19 protein-coding genes are annotated in these 24,212 nt (G+C 73.1%); 7 read left to right on the top strand and 12 right to left on the bottom strand.

The window, feature by feature from the left end; all coding sequences use genetic code 11:
* Positions 1–139 precede the first annotated feature (139 nt).
* The 4 genes from ftsL to J0911_RS00365 form a co-directional block, all read right to left on the bottom strand.
* Positions 140–580, bottom strand: coding sequence for a cell division protein FtsL (ftsL, locus tag J0911_RS00380; RefSeq protein ID WP_207273409.1), 441 nt, complete (start codon positions 578–580; stop codon positions 140–142).
* Positions 577–1,659, bottom strand: a complete 1,083-nt coding sequence (rsmH, locus tag J0911_RS00375; protein ID WP_207273421.1) for a 16S rRNA (cytosine(1402)-N(4))-methyltransferase RsmH — start codon at positions 1,657–1,659, stop codon at positions 577–579. Before rsmH ends, ftsL begins: the two co-directional genes overlap by 4 nt.
* 195 nt (positions 1,660–1,854) lie before the next feature.
* Entirely contained in the window at positions 1,855–2,337 is a 483-nt protein-coding gene (gene mraZ, locus J0911_RS00370; protein WP_307864841.1) for a division/cell wall cluster transcriptional repressor MraZ, read from the bottom strand.
* A 319-nt stretch (positions 2,338–2,656) separates the two neighbouring features.
* Positions 2,657–5,416 (bottom strand): cellulose binding domain-containing protein, encoded by a 2,760-nt coding sequence (locus tag J0911_RS00365; RefSeq protein ID WP_207273408.1) that lies wholly within the window; start codon positions 5,414–5,416, stop codon positions 2,657–2,659.
* 279 nt (positions 5,417–5,695) lie between these two features.
* On the opposite strand from J0911_RS00365, the gene J0911_RS00360 reads away from it, so the two are divergent.
* The 4 genes from J0911_RS00360 (at position 5,696) to J0911_RS00345 (ending at position 11,904) form a co-directional block, all read left to right on the top strand.
* Complete coding sequence (locus J0911_RS00360) at positions 5,696–6,853, top strand: MFS transporter (RefSeq protein WP_207273407.1); 1,158 nt, start codon at positions 5,696–5,698, stop codon at positions 6,851–6,853.
* A 352-nt stretch (positions 6,854–7,205) separates the two neighbouring features.
* Entirely contained in the window at positions 7,206–8,189 is a 984-nt protein-coding gene (locus tag J0911_RS00355; protein WP_207273419.1) for an AAA family ATPase, read from the top strand.
* Positions 8,189–9,508 (top strand): DUF58 domain-containing protein, encoded by a 1,320-nt coding sequence (locus J0911_RS00350; RefSeq protein WP_207273406.1) that lies wholly within the window; start codon positions 8,189–8,191, stop codon positions 9,506–9,508. The genes J0911_RS00355 and J0911_RS00350 overlap by 1 nt, the downstream gene beginning before the upstream one ends.
* The gene (locus tag J0911_RS00345) at positions 9,505–11,904 is read left to right on the top strand and encodes a transglutaminase TgpA family protein (RefSeq protein ID WP_207273405.1); all 2,400 of its coding nucleotides are present in this window, start codon (positions 9,505–9,507) and stop codon (positions 11,902–11,904) included. The genes J0911_RS00350 and J0911_RS00345 overlap by 4 nt, the downstream gene beginning before the upstream one ends.
* A 116-nt stretch (positions 11,905–12,020) precedes the next feature.
* Here the strand turns inward: J0911_RS00345 and J0911_RS00340 are convergent, their stop codons facing one another.
* The 3 genes from J0911_RS00340 to J0911_RS00330 form a co-directional block, all read right to left on the bottom strand.
* Positions 12,021–12,428: an SCO2097 family morphological protein gene (locus tag J0911_RS00340; RefSeq protein WP_207273404.1), complete on the bottom strand. Its 408-nt coding sequence runs from the start codon at positions 12,426–12,428 to the stop codon at positions 12,021–12,023.
* A gap of 118 nt (positions 12,429–12,546) precedes the next feature.
* Complete coding sequence (gene dinB / locus J0911_RS00335; protein ID WP_207273403.1) at positions 12,547–13,761, bottom strand: DNA polymerase IV; 1,215 nt, start codon at positions 13,759–13,761, stop codon at positions 12,547–12,549.
* A 25-nt stretch (positions 13,762–13,786) separates the two neighbouring features.
* A complete protein-coding gene (locus tag J0911_RS00330) occupies positions 13,787–14,263 on the bottom strand; it encodes an SAV_6107 family HEPN domain-containing protein (RefSeq protein WP_207273402.1) in 477 nt (158 codons plus the stop codon).
* 89 nt (positions 14,264–14,352) lie between these two features.
* Here J0911_RS00330 and J0911_RS00325 point away from each other — a divergent pair, with 89 nt between their 5' ends.
* On the top strand, positions 14,353–15,258 hold the full coding sequence (locus J0911_RS00325) for a spermidine synthase (RefSeq protein ID WP_207273401.1): 906 nt from the start codon (positions 14,353–14,355) through the stop codon (positions 15,256–15,258).
* A 156-nt stretch (positions 15,259–15,414) separates the two neighbouring features.
* Here the strand turns inward: J0911_RS00325 and J0911_RS00320 are convergent, their stop codons facing one another.
* From J0911_RS00320 to J0911_RS00300, 5 genes are all read right to left on the bottom strand, one after another.
* Positions 15,415–15,618, bottom strand: coding sequence for a cold-shock protein (locus tag J0911_RS00320; protein WP_123815030.1), 204 nt, complete (start codon positions 15,616–15,618; stop codon positions 15,415–15,417).
* A 197-nt stretch (positions 15,619–15,815) separates the two neighbouring features.
* Positions 15,816–16,829 carry a proteasome assembly chaperone family protein gene (locus J0911_RS00315; protein WP_207273400.1) on the bottom strand — a complete coding sequence of 338 codons (1,014 nt, stop codon included), beginning with the start codon at positions 16,827–16,829 and terminating at the stop codon, positions 15,816–15,818.
* An 85-nt stretch (positions 16,830–16,914) separates the two neighbouring features.
* Complete coding sequence (locus tag J0911_RS00310; RefSeq protein ID WP_207273399.1) at positions 16,915–17,352, bottom strand: response regulator; 438 nt, start codon at positions 17,350–17,352, stop codon at positions 16,915–16,917.
* Between the two features lie 64 nt (positions 17,353–17,416).
* Complete coding sequence (locus tag J0911_RS00305) at positions 17,417–19,099, bottom strand: sensor histidine kinase (RefSeq protein WP_242636065.1); 1,683 nt, start codon at positions 19,097–19,099, stop codon at positions 17,417–17,419.
* Positions 19,096–20,442, bottom strand: coding sequence for a PP2C family protein-serine/threonine phosphatase (locus J0911_RS00300; RefSeq protein WP_207273398.1), 1,347 nt, complete (start codon positions 20,440–20,442; stop codon positions 19,096–19,098). The genes J0911_RS00305 and J0911_RS00300 overlap by 4 nt, the downstream gene beginning before the upstream one ends.
* A 164-nt stretch (positions 20,443–20,606) precedes the next feature.
* On the opposite strand from J0911_RS00300, the gene J0911_RS00295 reads away from it, so the two are divergent.
* A complete protein-coding gene (locus tag J0911_RS00295; protein ID WP_207273397.1) occupies positions 20,607–22,862 on the top strand; it encodes a HelD family protein in 2,256 nt (751 codons plus the stop codon).
* A gap of 70 nt (positions 22,863–22,932) precedes the next feature.
* Positions 22,933–24,171 (top strand): phosphoglycerate dehydrogenase, encoded by a 1,239-nt coding sequence (gene serA, locus J0911_RS00290; protein WP_207273396.1) that lies wholly within the window; start codon positions 22,933–22,935, stop codon positions 24,169–24,171.
* The last annotated feature ends 41 nt before the right edge of the window (positions 24,172–24,212 follow it).

The raw sequence follows: 24,212 nt of genomic DNA, 5'->3' as shown, positions 1-24,212 counted from the left end.
GTGGTCTTCTTCCGGGCGTCCTTGGCGGTGCGCCGCGGCGAACCGGTCGCGCCACCCTTGCGCGCGGCCTTCCCGGAGTTCGACGTCCCCTTCCGCGCGGCCTTCCCGGAGTTCTTCGCCGTGCCCTTCCGCGGCGCCGTCACTTGTCGTTCCCCTGCACCACCTTGCCGGTCTCCACCGAGAGCATGATCGGGTTCTCGGCCGGGACCATCCCGTAGGAGCGGGCGGTGTCGGCCAGGTTCGCCTCGGCCTGCGCGATGTCCTCCTGGAGGCCCTGCACGTCCTGGGCGGTACGGCCCACGTCGCTCTGCAGCCGCGCCATCTCGTACGAGCCGCGCGCGAGGGTCGTGTTCAGGACGAGCGCGGTGACGAGCGCCCCGAGCAGGATCGTGGCGCACAGCACGAGGAACGGCACCTTGGACCGGGCGTGCAGCGGCGCGCGGACGGCGTCGAACCGGCGGCCGGTCCGCCCGGCGCCGCCGGGGATCGCGGTCAGCGAGGGCCGGCGGTTCGCCGGGCGCGACGGCGACCGGGTGGGTGCGGTAGTGGTCCGCGCGGCTGCGGCGCGTGCTGCGCTCATCGGCGGTCCTCCTTGCGTGCCTGGTGCTTCCGGGGGTTCTCGTGATCCGCGCGACGTCGCGGGCCGCGGGCCTCGCGCAGATGATCGGGCGTGGGCCGGACACGGCGGGCGGCCCGCAGACGGACCGAGGCCGAGCGCGGGTTGCGCTCCAGCTCCGGTCCGTCGGCGGTCTCCGCACCGCGGGTCAGCGCCTCCAGATAGGGCCTGTGGGTCTCGGGCTCGACGGGCAGACCGGGCGGCGCCGAGGACGTCGTCCCCCGCTGGACGGCCCGCTTGACGATGCGGTCCTCCAGCGAGTGGTACGACTCCACGACGATCCGGCCATCGGTCGCCAGCGCCTCGATCGCGGCCGGGACGGCGCGCTCGAGCACCTCGATCTCGCCGTTCACCTCGATCCGCAGCGCCTGGAACGTGCGCTTGGCGGGGTGACCGCCGGTCTTGCGAGTCGCGGCCGGGATCGTGGCGCGCAGCAGGTCGACCAGGTCGCCGGACCGCTCCCACGGCTCCGACTCGCGGCGTCGCACGATCGCGCGGGCGATCCTGGGGGCGAACCGCTCCTCGCCGTACTCCCGCAGGATCCGCGTGAGCTCGCGCTCGTCGTAGGTGTTCAGCACGTCGGCCGCGGTGTCGCCTCGGGTGGGGTCCATCCGCATGTCGAGCGGTGCGTCCCGGGCGTACGCGAAGCCGCGGTCGGTCTCGTCGAGCTGCAGCGAGCTGACGCCGAGGTCCATGAGCACGCCCTGCACGGCACCCGGGGTACGGCTGCTCGCGGTGTGCTCGCCGACGACGTCGCCGATCTCGTCGTAGACCGCGTGCACGGGGGTGAACCGGTCGCCGAAGCGGGCCAGGCGCGCCGAGGCGAGCCGAAGCGCCTCCGGGTCGCGGTCGATGCCGATCACACGTGCCGTGGGCACCTGCTCCAGGATGCCCTCGGTGTGACCGCCCATACCGAGCGTGCAGTCGACGAGCACGGAACCCGGCTCGGCGAGAGCCGGGGCGAGCAGATCGACGCAGCGCTGCAGGAGGACGGGCAGATGCCGGTCCGCGGCGTCGCCGGTGCGGTCCTCGGCCGTGTTCATCATGCCCACCCTCCTTCCCTTTTCGTGCCGTTCTCGTTGCTTGCCGGATTCTTTTGTTTTGCCCAGGTGCCCAGGGCCACGCCCGGGTGAGCGGGCCGCCCGATCAGGTCTCCCTCCGCGCTTCTGGCGCCGGGGAAGTGCGCCAGACCTCGCGGGAGGAGGCCTCACCGGACGGCCGGTGGACCCCGCCAGGGATCAGATGCCGAGATCCGAGATCGCTTCCGCGATCTCGGCGTAGCCCGCCTCCTTCTCCTCCGAGTAGGCCGCCCAGGCCTCCGCGTCCCAGACCTCCACGCGGGTGCCGACCCCGATCACGACCACGTCGCGACCCAGGCCCGCGTACTCGCGCAGGGGTGCGGGAATGGAGACCCGGCCCTGCTTGTCGGGCACCTCGTCCGAGGCGCTCGACAGGAACATCCGCAGGTAGTCGCGCGCCTGCTGGCTCGTCACGGGCGCGGAGCGGACCTGCTCGTAGATCCGGCTGAACTCGTCCATCGGGAGCAGGAACAGGCACCTGTCCTGACCGCGGGTCATGACCAGACCCCCGGCGAGACGGCCCCGGAACTTGGCGGGAAGGATGAGCCGGCCCTTCTCGTCGAGCTTCGGGGTGAACGTGCCGAGAAGAAGGCCCGGGCCGGTGAACGTGGCGTCCGGCACTCCGGATGTCGTGCTGTCCACGGCTCGCACCTCCCCTCGCGCTCCCGCGACCTCCACGCTACTCCACTTTGCTCCACATAGCCTGAGATTTGATCGCGGCAACTCGTGCAGGTAATGTCAATATGCAGGTCAAGAACATAAAGACGCGGTGGAGGAAATGGGAACCCGCGCGTGTCCTTCCCGGACCGTCGCAGGGCTCCCGGCACACAGCACGGGGCGGGCGCCCGGCGCGATCCGGACGTCCGCCCCGCTGGGCCGACGAAGCGAGGGCGGGCGCCCGGCCGGAACCGGACGCCCACCCCGTGGTCGTGCGTGATCGTGGCGGAGAAGCCGCCGGACGTCAGGAGACGCCGCAGGCGGTCCCGCCGAGTCGGATGTCGTCGGCCGACGGCGTCGTCCCGTTCGGCATCGAGGCCACGAAGCCGACGGTCGCGGACTCACCCGGCCCGAGGTCGGTGTCCCACGACGGCGCCGCGGCCGTGACCGATGTCCCGTCCTGGACGACGTCGGCCCCCCACCCGTTGGAGATCCGGACGCCCGCGGGGAACGACCACTCGACCACCCACGGGTCGAGCGTCTGCGTGCCCGTGCTGGTCACCGTGACCTCGCCCTGGAAGCCGCTGCCCCACTCGTTCACCGTCCGCCACTCGGCCACGCAGGCGGGCGCCGGACCGGTCGGCGTCGGCGTGGGTGTCGGCGTCGGCGTCGGCGTGGGTTCCGGCTCCGTCGGCTCGTCGGTCGGGGTCGGGTCGGGCGACGGGGCCGTGCCGGTGAACTCGCCCATGACGATGCCGCGGCCGTTCGTGCCGACGTACACGCGGCCGTACACGTCCGGGTCGCCCGTGACGACCTGGCCCGTCCAGGCGAACTGGTGCTCGTCGTCGTTGATCCGCACCCACGAAGCCCCGGCGTCGTCGGACCGGAAGAGGCCTCGCACGCCGTCCACCCGCGCCGAGATGTAGACGGCCGGGTGATCGAACCCGGGGGCGGGCGCGCCGAACCCGACCGCGTCCGCCTCGTCGACGCCGGCCACCCGTTCGAAGGTGGCGCCGCCGTCGGTCGAGTGCCACAGCCCGTACGGGCCGTCGTCGTCGCTCCCGGCGACGAAGATCTCGCCCGACCGCCCCGGCACCGCCCCGAACCGCACCTCCCCCGTCGGCAGGCCGGAGGCCGCGGACGCCGTGAACGTCGCGCCGCCGTCACCGGAGACGTAGAACGTGCCGCCCGCCATGGCGTAGAAGCGCCGCGGGTCCGCACGGTCCGCCTCGACGCTCGCCCCGGCGGGCACGCCCGAGGACGCCGTCCAGCTCGACCCGAGCGTCGTGGACACGTGCACGCCCGTGCCGTCCGGACTCCACAGGATCCGCGAGCCGTCCGCGCCGAGCGCGACGCTGCCCGGGCCGGTGACACCTGCCGGCTCCTGCGCCGCCCACCACGAGTCGCCGCCGGACGTGGAGACGCCCAGGCGGGCGGCACCCTCCTCGTCCGACTGGCCGACACGCACCATCGTGTCCGGCACGTCCTGCGCGAAGTCCACGCCGAGCACGCCGGTCTGGTAGGGCTGCGTGTACTGGAAGCTGCTCGGCACGGTGTGGACGTCGTCGTGCACGAAGCCGCCGATGTCGTACATGCCAGAGATCAGGTCGACGTCGCCGGGCGGGGCGGCGAGGTCCTGGATCGCCGTCTCCTCGATGCCCTGGGCACGGACGCCGATGTCCACGGTGCCGCCCGAGTCCCACGCGGTGAGGTTCTCGCCGCCGTACACCGTGGCGCCGGTGCCGTACAGGAAGCTGTCCGAGTCGAACGGGTCGATCTCGAACGACTCGGTCATCCAGCCGAGCTTGGGGCTGGGGCTGTCGGGTGTGTCCTGGTTGCCGAAGTCGAGCCACGGCGCCCCGGAGATGTCGAGCGAATAGCGCAGGGTGCGCTCCGGGTAGGCGGCCCACTCCCAGATCGGGCTCCACGTCTCACCGCGGTCGGTGCTGCGGTAGACCTGGATGTCCGGCCACCACGAGATCTGGCTGACCACCATGATCGTGTCCGGGTCCTGCTGGTCGATCGTCAGGCCCGAGTACCCGAAGTAGGCGTCCGGGTCGTCGGACGGAACGGGGCTGATCCGCGTCCACTCACCGGTGGCGGTGTCCAGGCGCCAGACGTCCCCGAGGCCGCCGTCGTAGGGACCGCCGGTGTCCGAGGTCGCCAGGTAGAACTGGCCCCCCGCGGTGTCGAGCACCGCCTTGTGCGGGATGAAGCCCGTGGGCTGGCCGGGCACGCGCTCCCACGTGGCGCCCGCGTCGGTGGAGCGGTAGACGTTGTTCTCCTTGTCCGCCACCCCGACGTAGATCGTGTTGCTCGGGCTTCCCGCGGACGCGCCGTCCGGGTCGAACTCGACCCACAGCACGCCCTGGTTGGTGGTCAGGTAGTCGTTCGGGTCCGACGGGTCCTGGACGTAGTCGCCCGCGTTGGGGAAGTTGCCGACCTGGGCCCAGGTCGCGCCGCGGTCCGTGCTGCGCCACAGCCCGTTGCCGCCCTCCGTACCGAGGTACAGCACCCGCGGGTCGACGGGGTCGACGGCGAGCCGTTCACCCATCCCGCGGCCCGGCATGTTGCCGCCCACCTTGAACGGCAGGTCCGTCTTCGACCAGGTCTCGCCGCGGTCCGAGCTGCGCAGGATCGCGCCGTTGTTCGGGTCCCACGAGTTCGTGTAGGAGCCGACCATCGCGTAGACGCGGTCCGCGTCCGTGGGGTCCGGGGCGATCGACAGGACACCGCTGTGGCCCCAGTCGTCCCAGCCGACGTGGTCGAGCAGGGGGATCCACCGGTCGGTACCGGGATCACGGCGGTACGCCCCGCCGACGTCGGTCCGGACGTAGGCCAGGCCCTGCTCGGCCTCGCTGTACACGATGCCGGGCACGAAACCGCCCCCGACGATCTCCACGTTGCCCCACTCGTAGTCGGCGTGCTGGGCGGCGGTCGCGCTCCACCCACCCGGCACGGCCGCGGGCGGGGCCTCCGCCGCGGCGCTCACCGCGGCGGCGCCCAGCCCCGCCGCTCCCAGTCCCAACCCGGCAAGGGCTGCGACGACTGGCCGAAGTCTCATCCGTGCTCACCTCTTCGTGCCGACACCTCAGGGGCCGGCCGGCCCCTGGCGGGCACGGCTCTGTGCCCGGCACGGGCACCGTAGTTGAAGCGCTTCGACGACCGCAGGAGGCTAATCGGTTAAGGCGCCGCCGCGCCGTCCGGCACCACGGGACCGGACCGCGGGACACGTCCGGCCACGAGACGCGAACCATGGCGCCCGCCGGCGTTCAGCCTTGCTGAATCCCGGTGAAGCAGTACTCGCTTGTCCCGCGCCGCCCCGCGGCCCCACACTCGCCGTATGAGCGCGACCGGCACGACAGGAACCCCGCACGACGTCACCCACCGGTCGCGTGGCTTCACCGTGCTCCTGGTCGTCACCTTCCTCGCGCTGACGAACTACGCCGCGCTGTTGTCCGTCGTCCCGCTGTGGGCCGCGCAGGGCGGCGCAGGCAGCGTGGCGACGGGGAGCACGACGGGCGTCATGATGGCCGGCACCGTCGCCGCGCAGCTCGCCATGCCCTGGCTGTTCCGGCTGCTCGACCTGCGGATGATGGTGGTCGTGGGTGCCGCGCTCCTGGGCGCGCCGACGCCCCTCTACCTGCTCACGACGGACCTCCTGCCCGTCCTCGCCCTGTCCGCCGCACGGGGTGCGGGGTTCGCACTGGTCGTCGTCGCGGGCGGGACCCTGGTCGCCGAACTGGCGGCTGCCGGACGCTTCGCCCGCTCGGCGGCGCTCTACGGGACGTCGGCGGCACTGCCCAACCTGGTCGCGCTGCCCGGAGGCGTGTGGGTGGCCCAGACCTGGGGTTTCGACGTCACCTTCTGGTCGGCGGGCGTCGCGTCCGTGGCCGGCGCGCTCATCGCTCTGGCGCTGCCGGGCCACAGCCACGGGAGCTTCACGCTCCGCTCGCTCACCGGTGCCCGGCACATCGTCCGGCCGATCGCGATCTTCCTGCTCGCCGCCGCCTCGTTCGGTGCGGCGACCACGTTCCTTCCCGTCGCGGGGCCCGGCGACGGGGACGTCGCCCTGGCACTGCTGGCCGCGTCGGCCGCGCTGGTCGCGGCACGCCTCGCCGCCGGAGCCGCGGGCGACCGCATCGGCGCCGGACGGCTGCTCCTGCCCGGCGGCCTCCTGTGCGCGGCCGGCGCCGCGACCATCGCCGTCTCGCTGTCCGGGGGCCCTGCGTTCCTGCTCGGCGCGGTCCTGCTCGGCGCCGGGTTCGGTGCGACGCAGAACGACTCCTTCGTGTCCGTCATGGGAGCCCTCGGCACCGGGCACCACGGCGCCGCCAGCACGGTCTGGAACATCGCCTACGACGGCGGCCTCGGCGCCGGCGCGTTCCTACTGGGGCTCGTGATCGCGGGAACCGGCTACGCGGACGCGTTCCTGGCGCTGGCCGCGGCGATCGCCGTCGTCGTCCTCGCCCTGGCCCTGCGGCGGCCGCGCGCGACCTGACGGCCTGGCGGCGCCCGATCGGTACGTCCGGTACGCACCGGCCCTCCCCGGTCCGCCGTCGCTCCCCGGGGAGCGTGGAGACCGGGCCCCCGCGCGCGTGACGAACGCAACAGATTCCCTGCCGGCTCCATTAGGCTGAACGGACACAGCGGACGTCCGGCACGGGGCCGGTATCGTGGCCGCTCCCCAGCACCCAGGCCGACGGAGGTTTCCCCAAGTGCAGCAAGATCCCCACGCTCCCGGCCTGCTCCAGTCCCAGCAGGCCGGTGGCGTCGCAGGTGACGCGAGCGTCCGCCGTCCGGTCGGGGCCGTACCGCCGCAGCCCGCCGCCACGGGCGCCTCCGGCAACGGCGTGGCTTCCGGCGACCCGGGCGCCGTGCTCGCGGAACTCGTCGACACCACGAGCCGGATCCGTGCGGCGATCGAGTCGGTCGTCACGGGCCGGCCCGGGCTGGCGGACATCACGCTCGCCGTCCTGCTGGCCGAGGGACATCTGCTGGTGGAGGACGTACCGGGGGTCGGCAAGACCACGCTCGCGAAGGCGCTGGCGCGCAGCATCGACTGCGCCGCCGGCCGCATCCAGTTCACGCCGGACCTGCTGCCGAGCGACCTCACCGGGGTCAACATCTTCCGGAACGACAGCCACGAGTTCGAGTTCCGGCCCGGCCCGGTGTTCAACAACATCGTCATCGGCGACGAGATCAACCGCGCCTCCCCCAAGACCCAGTCCGCGCTGCTGGAGTGCATGGAGGAGGGACAGACCACCGTCGACGGCACCACGCACGTCCTGCCCCGCCCGTTCCTCGTCGTCGCGACGCAGAACCCGGTCGAGATGGAGGGGACCTACCCGCTCCCCGAGGCGCAGCGGGACCGTTTCATGGCCCGCATCACGGTCGGCTACCCCGACACCGACGCCGAACTCCTCATGCTCGAGCGCCAGGAGGCCACCACGCCGCTGAGCCACCTCGAGCCGGTCGCGGACGGCGCGGCCATGCTGCGGTACGCGGCGTTCGTGCGCGGCGTGTACGCGTCGAGCTCCGTGAAGCGGTACGTGCTCGCGCTCGTGAGCGCCACGCGCGAGCACGCCGGTCTGCGGCTCGGTGCCTCCCCGCGCGCCTCGCTGCAGCTCCTCAAGGCGGCCAAGGCGATGGCGGCGATGGCAGGCCGCAACCACGTGCTGCCGGACGACGTGCAGCGGCTCGCCCGCCCCGTCATCGCGCACCGCCTCATCCAGACCACCGAGTCCCGGCTGGGCGGTGTCACGGCCGAACACCTCGTCGACGACATCGTCCGCCGCACCCCCGTGCCGGCGCTCGACCGGTCCGACCGCCGCTGATGCGACTGGTCGCCGCACTCCGCCGCCTCGGCCGCGTACGGCTCACCGGCCGGGGCGTCGGGGCGTGCCTGATCGGCGTGGTGCTCGTGCTGGTCGGCCTGCTGCTGTCCCTGCCGGACCTCGTCGCGGCCGGCGCGGCCGCGGTGCTCGCCGTCGCGCTCGCCTGGCTGGTGACCGGCCTGCAGCGGCTCGACGAGGGACGCGGGGCGCTGGTCGTCCATCGCCGCGTCGTCCCGAGTCCCGTGGTGCGGGACGGACGGACCGACGTGCATCTCGCCGTCTCCGCCGCCGCCCCGACCGGTGCCGCCTACGAACGCCTCGCGCGCCTGCGGCTGTCGGAACAGGCCGCGCACGAGCTCGCCGGGCACGAGGGCATCAGGGCACGGGTGCATGCCCGGGCCGAACGGATCGACGTCACGTACTCCCTGACGCCGTCGCGGCGGGGCCGCTGGCCCTTGGGTCCCCTGCTCACCTCCCGCACCGACGTGTTCGGTCTGGTGAGGGCCACGCAGCCGCTCGGCAGCACGACCGGCGTGGCGGTCTGGCCCCGCACCGTGGAGCTCGCGATGCGCACACGCGCCCGCGGCGACGTCGACCGCGCGTCGGCCGGCGGGAGCCTCCAGTCGTCCGACGACGCGGTACTGCGCGAGTACGTCCCCGGCGACGACCCCCGCCGTGTGCACTGGGCCAGCGCCGCCCGCCGCGGGCAGCTCCTGGTGCGTGCCGACGAGAGCGCGGGCGTGCGTCCGGTGAGCGTCCTGCTGGACCGCGGTCTGCTGCCGCACCAGCAGGACGGCGCCGCCACGGCGTTCAGCCGGCCGGCGGCCGTGGGCGACGGCGAGTGGGCGGTGGACCTGGCCGCGTCGCTGGCGACATCGTTCCTCGAGGCGGGGCACCCGGCGCGCGTTCTCACGACCAGCGCGGCCCCGGCCGTGGAGGGCGTCCGGTTCGTGCCGACCCGCTCCGCCCGGCACGTGCTGCTCGACGCCTGCGTCGACCTGCACGGCCACCGGGGTGCCGCCGAGGCCGAGCACGCCGCCGGCACCACCGCCCGGGCGCTCCGGCTGGCACGGCGCCCGAGCGAGCTCCTGGTGGCGGTTCTCGGACCGCAGGGCCCCGACACCCGGCGGGAACTGGCCACCCTCGGAGCCGACGGGTCCTGCTGGGCACTGCTCGTGGCCCCGCGCGGCAAGGGATTCCGCCACGACCTCGACGACACCGCCGCGGAGCTCACCGCCGCGGGATGGCACGTGGCGCAGTGCGAGGCCCGCACCGACATCGAGCGCGCCTGGGCGCTCCTGAGCGAGGGGGCAGCGTGATCCCGGCACACCATGGAGCACTCACCCGGACCGTCGTGAGCGGCGCCCTGGTCGCCGTCGCGACCATCGCGTCGATGTTCGCGCTCGGTGAGATCATCGACCCGGGCGCCTGGACCCGCGCCGGCGTCGTCGGCGTCGTCCTGGTCGCCGCGAGCACGAGCCTGGCCCGGTGGGCGCTGCTGAACCGGGCGATGAACCGCGCGGGGTCCCGGGCGGCCCCGGGCGGCGGCGGGGCGTCCGGCGGTACCGCCGCGCGCGAGTCCGCGCGCGAGTCCGTGCGCGAGTCCGCGGGCGACCACGCTGCCGAACGCGCCGCCGGCACGGTGTCGTTCCTGGCCACGCTCGTCGGCCTGGCCGTGGCCTGCTGGTACGTCCTGGCCCGGTACGGAACCGCGACCGGTGAGATGACGCTCCTGGTGGGCGGCGACGAGTGGCGCTGGGTGCTCGACCGGTTCGCGCTCGCCACCGACATCATGACCATGGAGCGCGCGCCGGTCGCGGACAGCCTGCCGATCGGGATGGTGGCGGTCGCGGGCACGCTCCTGATGTTCCTCGTCGCCGACTCACTGGCCGGGGCGCGGATGCCGGCCATGGCCGGGCTCCCCCTGCTGGTGCTGTGGACCCCGTCGCTCTCGATCATGGGCCGGATCCCCGCCGGGACCTTCGTGGTGGCGGTGACCGCCGCCCTGTTGCTGCTCACGCTCGACCAGCACGGTTCGGGGTTCGTCCGCGGCCCGAGCCGGGACGCCGCCGTCGCGCGGGCCCGCCGGTCGCGGGCCTGGATCACCGCGGTCTCGTCCGCCGTCGTCGCGGTCCTCGCCCTGGGCACCGGAACCGTGGTCGCGGCGGTCCCCGGTGTCGCCACCGGGTTCTCGCAGATCTTCCGGACGCAGGGGCAGTCCCTGGAACTGTCGGACCAGTTCGACATGCGCGCGGGCCTCGGGGCGCGGTCCTCGGCGGAGGTGCTCACGTACGAGATCTCCGACCCCGAGCACCGCGGGCCGCTGCGGGAACGCACGTTCACCGCATGGGACGGTCGCCGGGTCAGCTGGGACCCGCGCGACGGCGGTCTCGTGGACATCACCTCCGAGTCACGGCTCATGGCCGGCACGGAGAGCCTCACCGGCGCGTCCGCCCGGCTCGACGTGCGGGTCTCCGCCGACCGGGACGGCCTGCTGCCGATCCCCGGTGGGCCGCGACGGGTCGTCACGCCCCCGGACGACGACGGGTGGCGCTGGGACCCGGTGCTGGACGAGGTGCGCAGCGACGGGCGGCTCACCGAGGGCACCCGGTACACCGTGGAGATCCTCGACCGCGGGCTGACCCCGGGGGCACTCCGCGCGGCGGGGGACGGCCTGCCGGCGAGCGCGAACTACACGTCCCTGGAGGAGACCCAGTACCTCGCCGAGACCTCGGCACTCGCGCTGGAGGTCACCGACGGCGCCCGTACACGCTACGACCAGGCCGTGGCCCTGCAGAACTGGCTGCACCACGAGGGCGGGTTCACGTACTCGCCGGACACCGCACCGGCCCGGACGGACGATGCCACCTGGGACTTCCTGACCGACAGGCAGGGCTACTGCGTCCAGTTCTCGACGGCGTTCTTCGTCATGGCCCGCTCGCTCGGCATCCCGACGCGGATCGGTGTGGGGTACCTCCCCGGGAGCGACGAGGACGGCGACGACGTCTGGTCGGTCACCGGCCAGGATTCCCACTCGTGGCCAGAAGTGTGGTTCGAGGGCTTCGGGTGGGTGCGGTTCGAGCCGACCCCGCAGGTGCAGACCGGTCCTCTGCCCGACTACGCGAACCCGGCGGCGGCGGCCGACCCGGCACCGAGCGAGGTGCCCGAGGAGCCGCGCCCCACGAATCCTCCGGCGAACGAGCCGGAGGAGGCGGATCCCACCGCCGAGGCGGACCCGACGGCGCCCGGTGCCGCGGGCGGGGGCGAGGAGTCGCTGCCGTGGGAGGTCTGGGCCGGTACGGCGGTGCTGGCGCTGGCGATCTGTGCGGGCGCGCTGTGGCTGCTCTTCCGGCGTCGCCAGGACCCGGTGACGCTCGACCCGGAACAGGCGTGGGCACGAGTGGTCGCCCAGCTCGCCGAACGAAACGTGGTGCTCGGCCCGTCGACGACGCTCCGGCAGGCACCCGGCGAGATCGCGGACCAGGTGCGCGCACGCACCGGGAGCCCGCTGCCCGAGGAGACCGCCGAGGGCATCGTCACCCTCACGCGGGCCGTCGAGAACGAGCGCTACGCCCGTGACTTCGTGTCACCGTCGCCGTCCCAGCTCGACGAGCTCACCACGGCCGTCTCTGCGGGAATCACCGAGACCTTGGGGACCACGGACACGCCGGCCGGCCGGGTCGGCGAGGTCCTGGCCCAGGCACTGCGTCGCTGAGCCCGCCGGGCCGAACGGGACGGGTCGGCCCGGCGGAGACGAGAGGGCCGCCCCGGGGTTCCGGGGCGGCCCTCGCCGCTCGTTCGTGCCGACGGACCCGTGCGGCGGGAACTGGGTCAGCGACCCTGGTCCCGACGACGGTCCCAGCGTTCTTCCATCCTCGACAGGAAGCCCGACCAACCGCCGGACGACCCGTCCTTGGTCTTCCCGGGCTTGGGCGGTGTGACATTGCCCTCGCCGTCCACGACTCCCGCCGGACCCGACTTCCGTCGCGGCGCCGCGACGGCGAACACGACACCCGCGAACATCAGGACGAACCCCACCACGCCGATCCAGGTGCTGGACGACGCGACGCCCACCACCAGCAGAAGCAGGCCGACGACGACGGCGACGCCGGCCAGCACGTACCGCAGGACGGATCTGCGACCGGAGGACTGCAACGTGTTCGCGAGACGCGGGTCGTCGGAGGTGAGGGCGCGCTCCATCTGCTCCAGCACTCGCTGCTCGTACTCGGAAAGCGGCATCGAGACCCCCAGATCTCGCAAAGTTACGGTGACCCTCTCAGGATAAGCCGGTCGCGCCCCGTACGGTAGTCGACATCCCGGACGAAGCGGTAACCGGCGCCGACGACCTGCGTGGCCGTCATGCTCCCAGGTCGATGACGGACCGGCCGAACTTCCGCCGCACGGCGTCGAGCGCGACCTCGACATCGCGCTGGGCGCCCGATCGAGGGTCCGCAGCCTCCTCCAGCGTCGGCTGGGCGGCGAGACCCTCGCGTTCGAGAACGCGCTCGCCTCGTACGCCCACCAGGCGCACCGGCAGCCCGCGCCGGTCCACCGACGCGACGAGCTGACGTGCCACGAGATAGATCTCCCGGGCCACGTCGGTCGGCCCGTCGAGGGTCCGTGAACGCGTGACGGTGACGAAGTCGCTGGTACGCACCTTCACCGACACCGTGCGGGCGACCACTCCCTGCTCCCGCATGCGGGCCGCGACACGATCCGCGAGTTCCCGGATGCGCCGCACGAGCACGTCCTCGTCGTGCACGTCGACGCCGAACGTCGTCTCCGCGCCGACGCTGTGCTCCTCCCGGCCGGGCATCACGGGCCGCGGGTCGCGGCCCCAGGCGAGATCGTGCAGGTGCGCCCCGCTCACCCGCCCGACGGCGGTCTGCAGGCTGGGCAGATCGGTGTGCGCCAGCTCGGCCACCGTGGTGATGCCCCACGCCGCAAGGGTCCTCTCCGTCTTCTCCCCGACGCCCCACAGCGCACCCACCGGCAGGCAGTGCAGGAACTCGACGGTCGCGGCGTCCGGGACCAGCAGCAGCCCGTCGGGCTTGGCGTGCGTCGAGGCGAGCTTGGCCACGAACTTGTTCCGTGCGATCCCGACCGATGCCGTCACCCCGTACGCCGACCGGATCCGCTCACGGACCGCCGCGCCGATCCGGGTGGGCTCGCCCAGCCGTCTCCGCGCGCCGGCCACGTCGAGGAACGCCTCGTCCACACTGACCTTCTCGACGAGCGGGGTGACCTCGCCCAGGATCTCCATCACCCCGCGTGAGACCTCGGAGTAGAGCCGGAAGTCCGGCGTGATCACGACCGCCTGCGGACACAGCAGGCGCGCGCGGGTCATCGACATGGCCGATTTCACCCCGTAGGCGCGCGCCTCGTACGTCGCCGCCGCCACGACGCCCCGCTCCCGTCCGCCGACGATCACCGCCTTGCCACGCAGTTCGGGGCGACGGGCGATCTCGCACGAGGCGAAGAACGCGTCCATGTCGACGTGCATGACCGTGCAGCCGGACTCGTCGGAACCCCAGTCCCGCCGTGCGGCCACGGATCTCGGAGCGCGGCTCATGCCCCGGTACCCCGCAGGCCCGCGGTCATGAGACCTCCGGCACGAGGCGCAGGTGCGGGCGGTGGGCGAACGTCGCGTCCGGGTCCGCCAGCATCGCGACCTCGTCGCGGAAGTCCTCCGCGCACGCGAGGATCTCGTCCGCCCGCGTGGCGTCCACCTCACCCGTACGGCCGGCGTCGACCGCGGCGCGCAGCGGTGCGCCGGAGGCGAAGTACCCCGACCAGGGCGCCAGGTCCGGCTCGACTCGCACGAGCATGTCCCAGACCGTCCGCGCCCCGGATCGCGCCGAGGGCCGGCCGCGCAGCGCCAGGACCGCGGCGGCCGCGCGGATGGCCGCGAGATGGGCGTGGCGGAAGCGATCCTCCGGAGACGGCGCGGCGTGCGCCTGCGCCAGCTCCGCGTCCGCCCGGCGCAACAGCGCGCGGACGCCTGGAGGCACGGGCCGCGGTACCCGCGTGCTCGCCGCGACGACATCCGATCCCCTGCCCTGGGTCATGCCCATGGTGCCCTCCGATCCGGTTCCTCAGCCATCAGTGTCGAACATGAGTTCGAACGTGTCAATCCGTACGGTCGGCGCGAGACACTGGACCCATGGCCCGTCGTACGTCCCGCCCCACCCGACGCACCCCATCCAACAACGGGACACCGACATTCCCCGCCGGACCGGTCCCGATCAGCACGGGGACCGCCGAGGTGGCCCGTGACCCGGATCGTCCGGACCGGGTGACGCTCTACGTCAACGGCGTCCCGAGCTCGGGCCTCGACCTGTCGGACCCGGGATTCCTCGACTTCGAGTACATGCAGCAGATGGCCGCCGTCATCGACGTCCTGCCGGCCGGGCCGCTGCGCGCCCTCCATCTCGGCGCCGCCGGCAGCGCGCTCGCCCGGTACGTCGAGCACGAGCGGCCGGACTCCCGGCAGCTCGGTGTCGACCTCGACGCCCGCCTCGTCGAGCTCGTGCGCGAGTGGTTCGCCCTCCCCCGCTCACCCCTGCTGCGCCTGCGCGCCGACGACGCGGGCCGCGCCCTGGCGGGGGTTCGCCCGGACTCCTTCGACATCGTGATCAGGGACGTCTTCGCCGGTGACCTGACCCCGGGCCACCTTGTCGGCACCCGGTTCGCGCGCGCCGCCCGACGCGCGCTGCGACCCGGCGGTGTGCTGCTCCTCAACTGCGCGGACCGGCCGCCGCTGACCGTCGCGCGCCGGGAGCTCGCGAGCCTCGCCGAGGCCTTCGGCCCCTCGGCGGCGCCCTCCGGACGGCTGGCGGCGATCGCGGAACCCGCGATCCTCAAGGGTCGCAGGTACGGCAACGTGGTACTCGTGGCGGTCCGGGACGGGACAGATCACACGGACCTGCGGGTGCCCGCCCTCGGGCGGGCGTTGCGCACGCTCGCCGTACCGGCCACGCTGCTCGCCGGCGAGGACGCCACACGCTTCGCCGGTACCGCGGTAGCCCTGGAGACGGCGCCGGAACCGGCCACCACCGCACCGGGCTGAGGGCGAGGGGCCCGTTCCACCCCGTACACGACCGGGGCCGTATCCCGTGTGCGGGATACGGCCCTGGTCAGCGCCGGAGCGACGGCGTCGGGGATCCGGCTCCGGGCAGGACGCCGGTTGCCCGGTTCCCACGCGGCACCGCGCCCTTCGCCGGCGTCAGAGCGGGACGACCTGCTCCGCCTGCGGCCCCTTCGGGCCCTGCGTGATCTCGAACTCGACCCGCTGGGCCTCCTCGAGCGACTTGTAACCCTGCGTCTCGATCGCGGAGTAGTGCACGAAGACGTCGGCACCGCCGCCGTCCTGGGCGATGAACCCGTACCCCTTCTCCGCGTTGAACCACTTCACAGAACCCTGCGCCATGCGTCTTTCGACCTTCCGTCACGTCGTGCGAGCCGAGTGCCCGCACCGTGCCGCGGCTCGCCTGGGATCCACGACCCGCGGGGTGTGGCGCCGGCAGCTCGCAGTGCGGCGTGCGCCAGTGTGGCACGGACCACTGCTCACCGCCACGGATAACGGATATTCCCACTGTGTCGGGAAGATTCGGCACGAAGGAACGGCTAGTCGCCGGACCCGTCCTGCTGCGCCAGGAAGCGCTCGAACTCCGCGCCGAGCTCGTCGGCAGTGGGCAGCGGCGCGGACTCGGCGAGCAGGTTCGGGCGGCCGATCGACCGGGAGAAAGCGTCGTACTGCTCCTCGAGCGCACTGACCACGGCAGCGATCTCGCCGGACTCGGCCACCTGCTGCTCCACCTCGATCCGCGCGTCGACCGCCGCGGCGTCGAGAGCACCGATGCCCAGGGCCAGGCCCGTGGTCCGCTCGATGTGCTGCAGCGCCACCACCGCGGCCGGCGGGTAGTGCGACTGCGCCAGGTAGTGCGGGACGTGCATCGTGAAGCCGAGCGCGTCGTGCCCGGCCTCGCCGAGCCGCAGCTCGAGCAGGGCCGCCAGCGAACCCGGCACCTTCACCGACCCGAACCACGACGTGTAGTCCTCGATCAGCCCGGACCTCGTCGCGTGCGCGGTCAGTGACATCGGACGGGTGTGCGGTACGCCCATGGGGATCCCGTGCACGCCGACGGCCAGGCTGACGTCGAACCGGCGCACCAGCTGCTCCACGGCGGCGACGACCCGCTCCCACTGGAGGTCCGGCTCGGCACCGTGCAGCAGCAGGAAGCCGGTCCCCTCCTTGTCGGTCACGTGGTCGATCGCCAGCTCGGGGGCGTCGTACCCGACCCAGCGGTCGCTGTCGAACGTCATCGTGCCGCGCTTGCTGCGGTAGTCGAGCAGCTGGTCGATGTCGAACGTGACGAGGCGCTCGGTGGTGAGCTCGCCGACGAGGTGCTCGACGGCGATCTCCCCCGCCGCGCCCGCGTCCACGAAACCGCGCATCGAGTGCACCATGACCGGGCCCTCGCCCCGCCGCGCGACCCCGCGCCGTTCCACCACCTCGGAGCCGGGAGCGGCACCGGCCACGTCGTCGCCGGGCAGGCGCTCGTCACCGGGGGCGTGCGCGCCCAGGGTCCGCGCCACGGCGGCCTCGTCAACCTCGTAGATGTCCTGGGGATCCAGCACGTTCTCTTCCTCGTATCCTTCTCGACGGTCCCTGGTGCGAACATGACAACAACGGCACGGGCACGGAACTTCCCGCGGCCGGTGCCTAGTGCCCGGGACGCAGCACCGTGGAGACGAAGAACTCGTCGATCTGCCGCACGACGGCCTGGAACTTGTCGAAGTCCACCGGCTTGGTCACGTACGCGTTCGCGTGCAGCGAGTACGACCCCACGACGTCCTCCTGCGCGTCCGACGTGGTCAGCACCACGATGGGGATGTGCCGCAGCATCGGGTCGTTCTTCACGACCGCGAGGACCTCCATACCGTCCATGCGGGGGAGGTTGAGATCCAGCAGCACCAGGTCGGGTTCCGGGGCATCGGCCCACTCACCCTGCTTGCGCAGGAACTGGAGCGCGGCCACGCCGTCGCCCGCCACCGACACGTTCACCGGGGTCTTGTGCTCCGCGAACGCCTCCTGCGTCATGAGGACGTCACCGGGGTCGTCCTCGACCAGGAGGATCTCGATCGGCCTGCGGTCTTCCACCTGAGGTCCTCCCCGGACGGCACACTCGTGTCACGGCACCCGTCCGTCCTCGTGACGGGTCGACTCATCCGAGAGTAGTGGACTGCGCGCGTTCGGTCGACGTGCGCCGTCCTCCGGCCGCGGTCACGGTCCTGGCCAGGGTGAACCGGACGGTGGTACCGCCGCCCTCGGTCGGCTCGATCCAGATGTGGCCCCCGTGGTGCTCCACGATGCGCTTGACGAGCGCCAGGCCGATGCCCGTGCCCGAGTACTCGCCCCTCGGGTGCAGCCGCTGGAAGATCACGAACACGCGGTCCGCGTACTGGGACTCGATGCCGATCCCGTTGTCGACGACCGAGATCTCCCACGCCGTCCGCATCGATCGCACCTCGATGTGCACGGTCGGGTCCCGCTCCGGCTCACGGAACTTCAGCGCGTTCGACAGCAGGTTCGCCAGCACCTGGTGCAGCAGGCGCGGCTCGCCGCGCACCGTCGGCAGCGGGTCGTGCGTGATCGTCGCGCCGGCCTCCGCGATCAGCTCCGACAGGTCGCTCTCGACCTGGCCGAGCACCTCGTCGAGGTCGACGGAGGCATGCTCCTCCCCCGACCGGCCCACGCGGGAGAAGCTCAGGAGGTCCTTGATGAGTTCCTGCATCCGCTTGGCGCCGTCCACGGCGAACTCGATGTACTGGTGGGCCTTGTCGTCGAGGGAGTCGCCGTAGCGCTGCTGGAGCATCTGGCTGAAGCCCGCCACCTTGCGCAGCGGCTCCTGGAGGTCGTGCGAGGCCACGTAGGCGAAGTGCTCGAGGTCGCGGTTGCTGCGCTCGAGCTCTCGCGCCTGGTCCGTGAGCATCACGTGGGCGTTCTCGACCTCCTGCTGCGCCAGGCGCATGTCCTCCATGTGATGGAGCAGCTCACGCCGCATGCCCTCGACGTGCAGCGAGAGCGACATGATCTCGCCGGCCCCCACCGGCCTGATCTCCGTCTCGATCGACCCGGCGGCCACCGTGCGTACCGCACGGGTGAGGGTGGAGGCCGGCTTGATCACCCACGTCTCGAGGGCCAGCCACATCAGCGTTCCCAGGAGGACGACGACCAGGGCCAGGGTGACGATCGCGCCGACCAGCACCGCGTCCCAGGACTGCCGTTCGGCGAGCGTGGCGGCCCGCGCGTCGTTCAGGACCTCCAGGTAGTCGCCCACGTCGTCCCGCGCCCGCGCGATGCTCGCCAGGCCGTCCCCGACCGACGGCACCGTCCGCTCTGCCTCCTCGACGCACTCCTCGCGCGCCTCGTCGCTGTCGGACCGGCCGGCGAGGGCGGCGACGCGCGCCTCGTCGATCGCCGCGACGGTGGGGCGGGCGAAGTCCTCGAGCCAGGCGTCCGTGGACTCCGCGGCGCGCTGCCGGGCCCTGTCCACCTCGGGACGGGCGTCCAGGATCCGCTGGTCGATGTCGAGGCCGACGAGCCCCGGATCGGCGGCGATCCGGCGGTAGGGCTGCAGGACCGCGGGGCTGCACGTGGCGTAGTAGGAGCGCACCGAGGGTTCGGCGTCCACGAGCGCCAGCCGCGCCTGGTCGCCGTCGGCGAGCGCGTCGAAGTAGGCGCCCTCGACCAGCTTGCTCGCCTGTGCCGCCTGGGACCAGGCCAGCAGGGCGACGATCAGCGCGAGCACGATGGCGGTCGCCACGGAGCCCTGCAGCCGCGCCAGCCTTCGCCGCATCGACACCTGGGCCAGGGGCCTCTCCCAGGGCTCCGGCAGGACGGTCATGCGCGATCCCATTCGGTGGAGTCCGCCAGCGTGGACGTGCGCTCGGCGGGGCCCGCGTCGCCGTCGGCGTCCCACCCGGCGAGCAGGAGGGCGGCGTCGTCGGCCAGCGGGCCGCCGTGCAGGGTCCGCACGCGACGCAGCACGCGCGGGACGACGTCGTGGCTGCCGCGGGCGAGCTCGGCGGCCACCACGGCGCGCAGCCCGTCCACGCCGAGCCGTGGCATGCGACCGCGGGCGTCGGGAACGGTGGGCGAGCCGTCGTCGTCGACGGTGACCTTGGCCTCGACGAGGCCGTCGGTGAAGAGCACGACGGTCCACGACCCGGGGAGCGCGACGCGCGACGCCTCCCAGGAACCGGACGCCGGGATCCCGAGCGCACGTCCGCGTCCGGCATCGGTCAGCTCGGTGCATCGCGGGCCGTGGTCGGTGCGCGTCACGAGCAGCGGCAGCGGATGCCCCGCGAGGTACACGTCCATGGCGGCACGGTCCGCCGTCACGACGACCTGGCACAACGTGACGAAGACCTCCGGGCCCTGCCGCTCGGGCAGGAGCACCCGTTCCATGAGAGGCAGGATGTCGCCGGGGTGCGTGCCCGACAGGACGAGGGTCCGCCACGCGGTGCGCATCGCGGCGCCGAGCGCCGCCTCGTCCGGACCGTGCCCGGCCACGTCGCCGACGACGATCATGAGTGACCCGTCGGGCCGCTCGACGGCGTCGAAGAAGTCGCCCCCGAGCAGCCCGTTCCCTCCCGGGAGATATCCGACCATGAGGGAGATGCGCTCGTCCCGGACGACCGCCTCGGGCAGGAGGGCGCGCTCGAGGCGCATCGTCTCGGCGGCGCGCACCTCGCTGCGGTAGAGCGCGAGCTGCTGGACCGCCGAGCGCCGCCGGAGCGTGGCGTAGCGCAGGGCCCGGGCGAGGCGGTCGCCGTCGACCTCGCCCTTGACGAGATAGTCGTCCGCCCCGACCGCGACGGCCTTGGCACCGGCGCCCGCGGCGGCGTCGCCGGTCAGGACGACGACGGCCGGCGGGTCGGGCAGGCCGTCCACGTGCGCGACGACGCGTTCCAGCGCGCCGAGGCCGACGGCGTCGGGCAGGCCCAGGTCCAGCAGCAGGCAGTCGACGCGGACGTCGTCCAGGATCGCCAGCGCCTCGGTGACCCGCCGTGCCCGGTGCATGTCGGCCCGCACACCCGCACGGGAGAGCAGGTCCGTCACCAGAAGCGCGTCCGCGTCGTCGTCCTCCACGAGGAGGACGGTCAGGACCTCGGGTGGTTCCGGCGGGAGGGAGATGGGAACGTCGTCGGCCGCGCCGTCGCGCGGTGTTGCCCCTGCCGGGTCCATGGCGGCGATCCTACGCAGGGTTCCCTCGCCGTGTCAGCGCCCCAGCGTGTGAAGGCGCCGACCTCTTGACCTCCGGGGGATAATGGTCGGCCGGTCTTTCACGACCGATTCCTTACCGACCCCTGGCCCGGCAACGCTCCGGCCAAGATCACGGAGGTCCCCGCGTGACCGGTATCGGGAACGAGTTGAGCCACGAACAGGCTGTGGTCGACGTCCTGTATGCCCGCCTCGACGAGTTGCGCGAGGCGACGCGTCGCCGGCTGCGTGACGTGCGCATGCAGGGAGCGGTCGGCACGCACCAGAACCGCAGCGAGCGCGACGCGTTCGCCACGCTGTACGAGGACCGTGCCGCACAGCTCGACGCCGTCGAGGACCGGCTCGCGTTCGGCCGTCTCGACCTGGAGGGCGACGAGGTCCGCTACGTGGGCCGTATCGGGCTGAACGACGCCGAGCACCGCGGGATCCTGACCGACTGGCGCGCTCCCGCAGCGGAGGCGTTCTACCGCGCGACCGCCCTGCATCCCGCCGGTGTCCGGCGCCGGCGGCACCTGGTGACCAAGGCGCGCACGGTGACCGGGCTGGAGGACGAGGTGCTGGACCTCGACTCGGGCATCGAGGCGGAGTCGCTGTCCGGCGAGGGTGCCCTGCTGGCCGCGATGGCGAGCGGGCGCACCGGCCGGATGACCGACATCGTCGCGACCATCCAGGCCGAGCAGGACCGGATCATCCGGTCGCAGCTCACCGGCGCCCTCGTGGTCCAGGGCGGCCCGGGTACCGGCAAGACCGCGGTGGCGCTGCACCGTGCCGCCTACCTGCTGTACGCCCACCGCCGGCTGCTGGAGCGGTCGGGGGTGCTGCTCGTCGGGCCGAACCGCGCGTTCCTGCGATACATCGACCAGGTCCTCCCGTCCCTCGGCGAGACCGGCGTGGTGGCCACGACGATCGCCGAACTGATCCCGGGCGTCGAGGCCTCCGGCGTGGACGAGCCCGCCGTCGCGCGGGTCAAGGGCCGCCCGCTGTGGCGCCGGGTGATCCGGCGGGCCGTCCGCGCACGGGAGCGGGTGCCGGCAGCCGATCTCCCGGTACGGGTCGAGGGCCACGACTACGTGATCCGGCGCGGGGACGTACGGGACGCGATCGCCCGCGCGCGCAGGTCGCACAAACCGCACAACGAGGCGCGGACCACGTTCGTCAAGGACATGCTGGGACGCCTGGCCGACCAGATCCGTGACGTCGACGGCACCCGGCTCGCCGCCGAGGACCGGGCGGCTCTCGTCGAGGAGCTGCGGGAGCACCGGGACGTTCGCGTGGCACTCAACCTGGCCTGGTTCCCGATCACGCCGGAGAAGCTGCTGGAGGACCTCTACGCCAAGCCGCACCGGCTGGCCGAGGCGGCGCCGGAACTGAGCGAGGGGGACCGTGCGCTCCTGCGGCGTGCTCCGGGCAGCGCCTGGACCGAGTCGGACGTACCTCTGCTCGACGAGGCGTACGAGCTGCTCGGCGAGGACGACGCGCTCGCCCGGGCCGAGGCGGCGCAGGCCGCGGCCGCCGAGGCGGAGGCCCTGGAACACGCGCGCAGCGTGCTGGCCTCGGGCGCGGCGAACACGATGATCCAGGTCGACGCCGAGACGCTGGCCGCGCGGTTCACCACCTCCGGGCCGTCGCTCACGACGGCGGAGCGTGCCGCCGCGGACCGCCGGTGGACGTTCGGGCACGTCGTCGTGGACGAGGCGCAGGAGCTGTCGCCCATGGCGTGGCACGCCCTCACGCGGCGGGTACCGACCCGGTCGATGACCATCGTCGGCGACGTCGCCCAGACCGCCTCGCCCGCCGGCGCCCGCGACTGGTCCACCATGCTCGGGCCGCTGCTGCGGGAGAGCTGGCGGCTCGCCGAGCTGACCGTCTCCTACCGCACCCCGGCGGCCGTCGCCGACGCCGCCCAGCGCGTCGCCCGGGCGGGTGGCCTGCCCGTCAGCGATCTCGTGGCGGCGCGCGAGGTGGAGCACGCCCTCGCCCTCGTGCGGGTGCACGGCGCCGAGGTCGCGGCGACGGACGTCGCGGACGAGGCGGCGACCCTCGCCAAGGAGTTCGTCGAGCCGGAGGCGGGCCGTGTCGCCGTGGTGACCCTGGCGGAGCGCACCCACGACGTCGCGGAGGCCGTGGCCGCCGCACTGCCGGCCGCGCTCGGTACCTCGGAGGCGGAACGCATCGCCGCCCAGCGGGCCGAGGACCGCCAGGTCACGGTTCTCAGCCCGCACGAGACGAAGGGGCTCGAGTTCGACGCCGTGGTGCTCGTGGAGCCGCGACGGATCGCCGCCGGGCCGGGCGGGCTCAGCGACCTGTACGTGGCGATGACACGGCCCACCCAGCGGCTCGTCGTCGTCCACGCCGAGGAGCTGCCGGAGGGGTTCACCGGGTAGCCCGGGCCACGGGCCGTCCGGATCACGGGACACGGTTGTCTCAGGAAGCGGCACCGCGCACGATGTCTCCGTGCACCGTGCCCTCCTGCTCGAGAACATCCACCCCGGCGCCGCCACGAACCTCGAGGCCGCGGGCTTCGAGGTGGACACCCGCAAGGGCGCCCTGGACGAGGACGAGCTGATCGCCGCCCTCGACGGCGTCCACCTGCTCGGCATCCGGTCCAAGACCCAGGTGACCGAGCGGGTGCTGGCCTCCACCGACTCCCTCCTGGCCGTCGGCGCGTTCAGCATCGGGACCAACCAGATCGACCTCGCCGCCGCCGCCCGCCGGGGCATCGCCGCGTTCAACGCGCCGTTCTCCAACACGCGATCGGTGGTCGAGCTGGCCATCGCCGAGATCATCGGGCTCACCCGCCGGCTGCCCGAGCGCGACAAGGCGCTGCACGCCGGGGTGTGGGAGAAGTCCGCGACCGGGTCGCACGAGGTCCGGGGCCGCACGCTCGGGATCGTCGGCTACGGCAACATCGGTTCGCAGCTGTCGGTGCTCGCGGAGAACCTCGGCATGTCCGTGGTCTTCTACGACCTGGAGGAGAAGCTCGCGCTCGGCAACGCACGCCGCGCGGAGACGCTGGAGGAGCTGCTCGCTGCGGCGGACGTCGTGACCCTGCACGTCGACGGGCGGGCGGGGAACGCCGGCATGTTCGGGCCCCAGCACTTCGCCGCGATGAAGCCGGGGGCGATCTTCCTCAACCTGTCCCGCGGGTTCGTGGTGGACGTCGAGGCGCTGCGCGAGAACATCCTGTCCGGGCATCTGGCGGGTGCCGCGATCGACGTGTTCCCCTCGGAGCCGAAGAAGTCGGGCGACCCGTTCGACTCGGTGCTGCGCGGCCTGCCGAACGTCATCCTCACGCCGCACGTCGGCGGGTCCACCGAGGAGGCCCAGGAGGCGATCGGCCAGTTCGTGTCGAAGAAGCTGCGGGACTACGTCACCACCGGGTCCACGATGCTGTCGGTCAACCTGCCGGCGCTCCAGCTGGAACACACCGGGACGGGCCGGATCGCCCTGCTGCACCGCAACGTGCCGGGCGTGCTGGCCCAGGTCAACCAGATCTTCGCCGACCACGGGGCCAACATCGAGGGTCAGATGCTCGCCACCCACGGCGAGCTCGGCTACGTGGTGACCGACATCTCCGACGTCACCCACCGTGGCGCCTCCAAGAAGCTCATGGCGATGGACACCACGGTCCGGCTGCGCATCAACGACCAGTTCGAACGGCCCGAGTTCCCGCCGGGCCCGGCCGCGCGGTAGCGACCGGACCACACGGCCACCGACCGCCGATTGGCTATCGA

The organism is Myceligenerans salitolerans (assembly GCF_017349295.1).
Lineage (GTDB): Bacteria > Actinomycetota > Actinomycetes > Actinomycetales > Cellulomonadaceae > Myceligenerans > Myceligenerans salitolerans.
Note: the sequence above shows the minus strand (reverse complement) of the source record. Positions and strands in the feature narration are given on the sequence as shown.

What these genes read in the sequence shown, in the direction of transcription:
- J0911_RS00340 (WP_207273404.1), bottom strand. Translation starts at nt 12,428, where the DNA reads ATGCCGCTTTCCGAGTACGAGCAGCGAGTGCTGGAGCAGATGGAGCGC.
- ftsL (WP_207273409.1), bottom strand. Translation starts at nt 580, where the DNA reads ATGAGCGCAGCACGCGCCGCAGCCGCGCGGACCACTACCGCACCCACC.
- J0911_RS00365 (WP_207273408.1), bottom strand. Translation starts at nt 5,416, where the DNA reads ATGAGACTTCGGCCAGTCGTCGCAGCCCTTGCCGGGTTGGGACTGGGA.
- rsmH (WP_207273421.1), bottom strand. Translation starts at nt 1,659, where the DNA reads ATGAACACGGCCGAGGACCGCACCGGCGACGCCGCGGACCGGCATCTG.
- J0911_RS00330 (WP_207273402.1), bottom strand. Translation starts at nt 14,263, where the DNA reads ATGGGCATGACCCAGGGCAGGGGATCGGATGTCGTCGCGGCGAGCACG.
- J0911_RS00320 (WP_123815030.1), bottom strand. Translation starts at nt 15,618, where the DNA reads ATGGCGCAGGGTTCTGTGAAGTGGTTCAACGCGGAGAAGGGGTACGGG.
- J0911_RS00300 (WP_207273398.1), bottom strand. Translation starts at nt 20,442, where the DNA reads ATGGACCCGGCAGGGGCAACACCGCGCGACGGCGCGGCCGACGACGTT.
- J0911_RS00350 (WP_207273406.1), top strand. Translation starts at nt 8,189, where the DNA reads ATGCGACTGGTCGCCGCACTCCGCCGCCTCGGCCGCGTACGGCTCACC.
- J0911_RS00305 (WP_242636065.1), bottom strand. Translation starts at nt 19,099, where the DNA reads ATGACCGTCCTGCCGGAGCCCTGGGAGAGGCCCCTGGCCCAGGTGTCG.
- J0911_RS00360 (WP_207273407.1), top strand. Translation starts at nt 5,696, where the DNA reads ATGAGCGCGACCGGCACGACAGGAACCCCGCACGACGTCACCCACCGG.
- J0911_RS00325 (WP_207273401.1), top strand. Translation starts at nt 14,353, where the DNA reads ATGGCCCGTCGTACGTCCCGCCCCACCCGACGCACCCCATCCAACAAC.
- dinB (WP_207273403.1), bottom strand. Translation starts at nt 13,761, where the DNA reads ATGAGCCGCGCTCCGAGATCCGTGGCCGCACGGCGGGACTGGGGTTCC.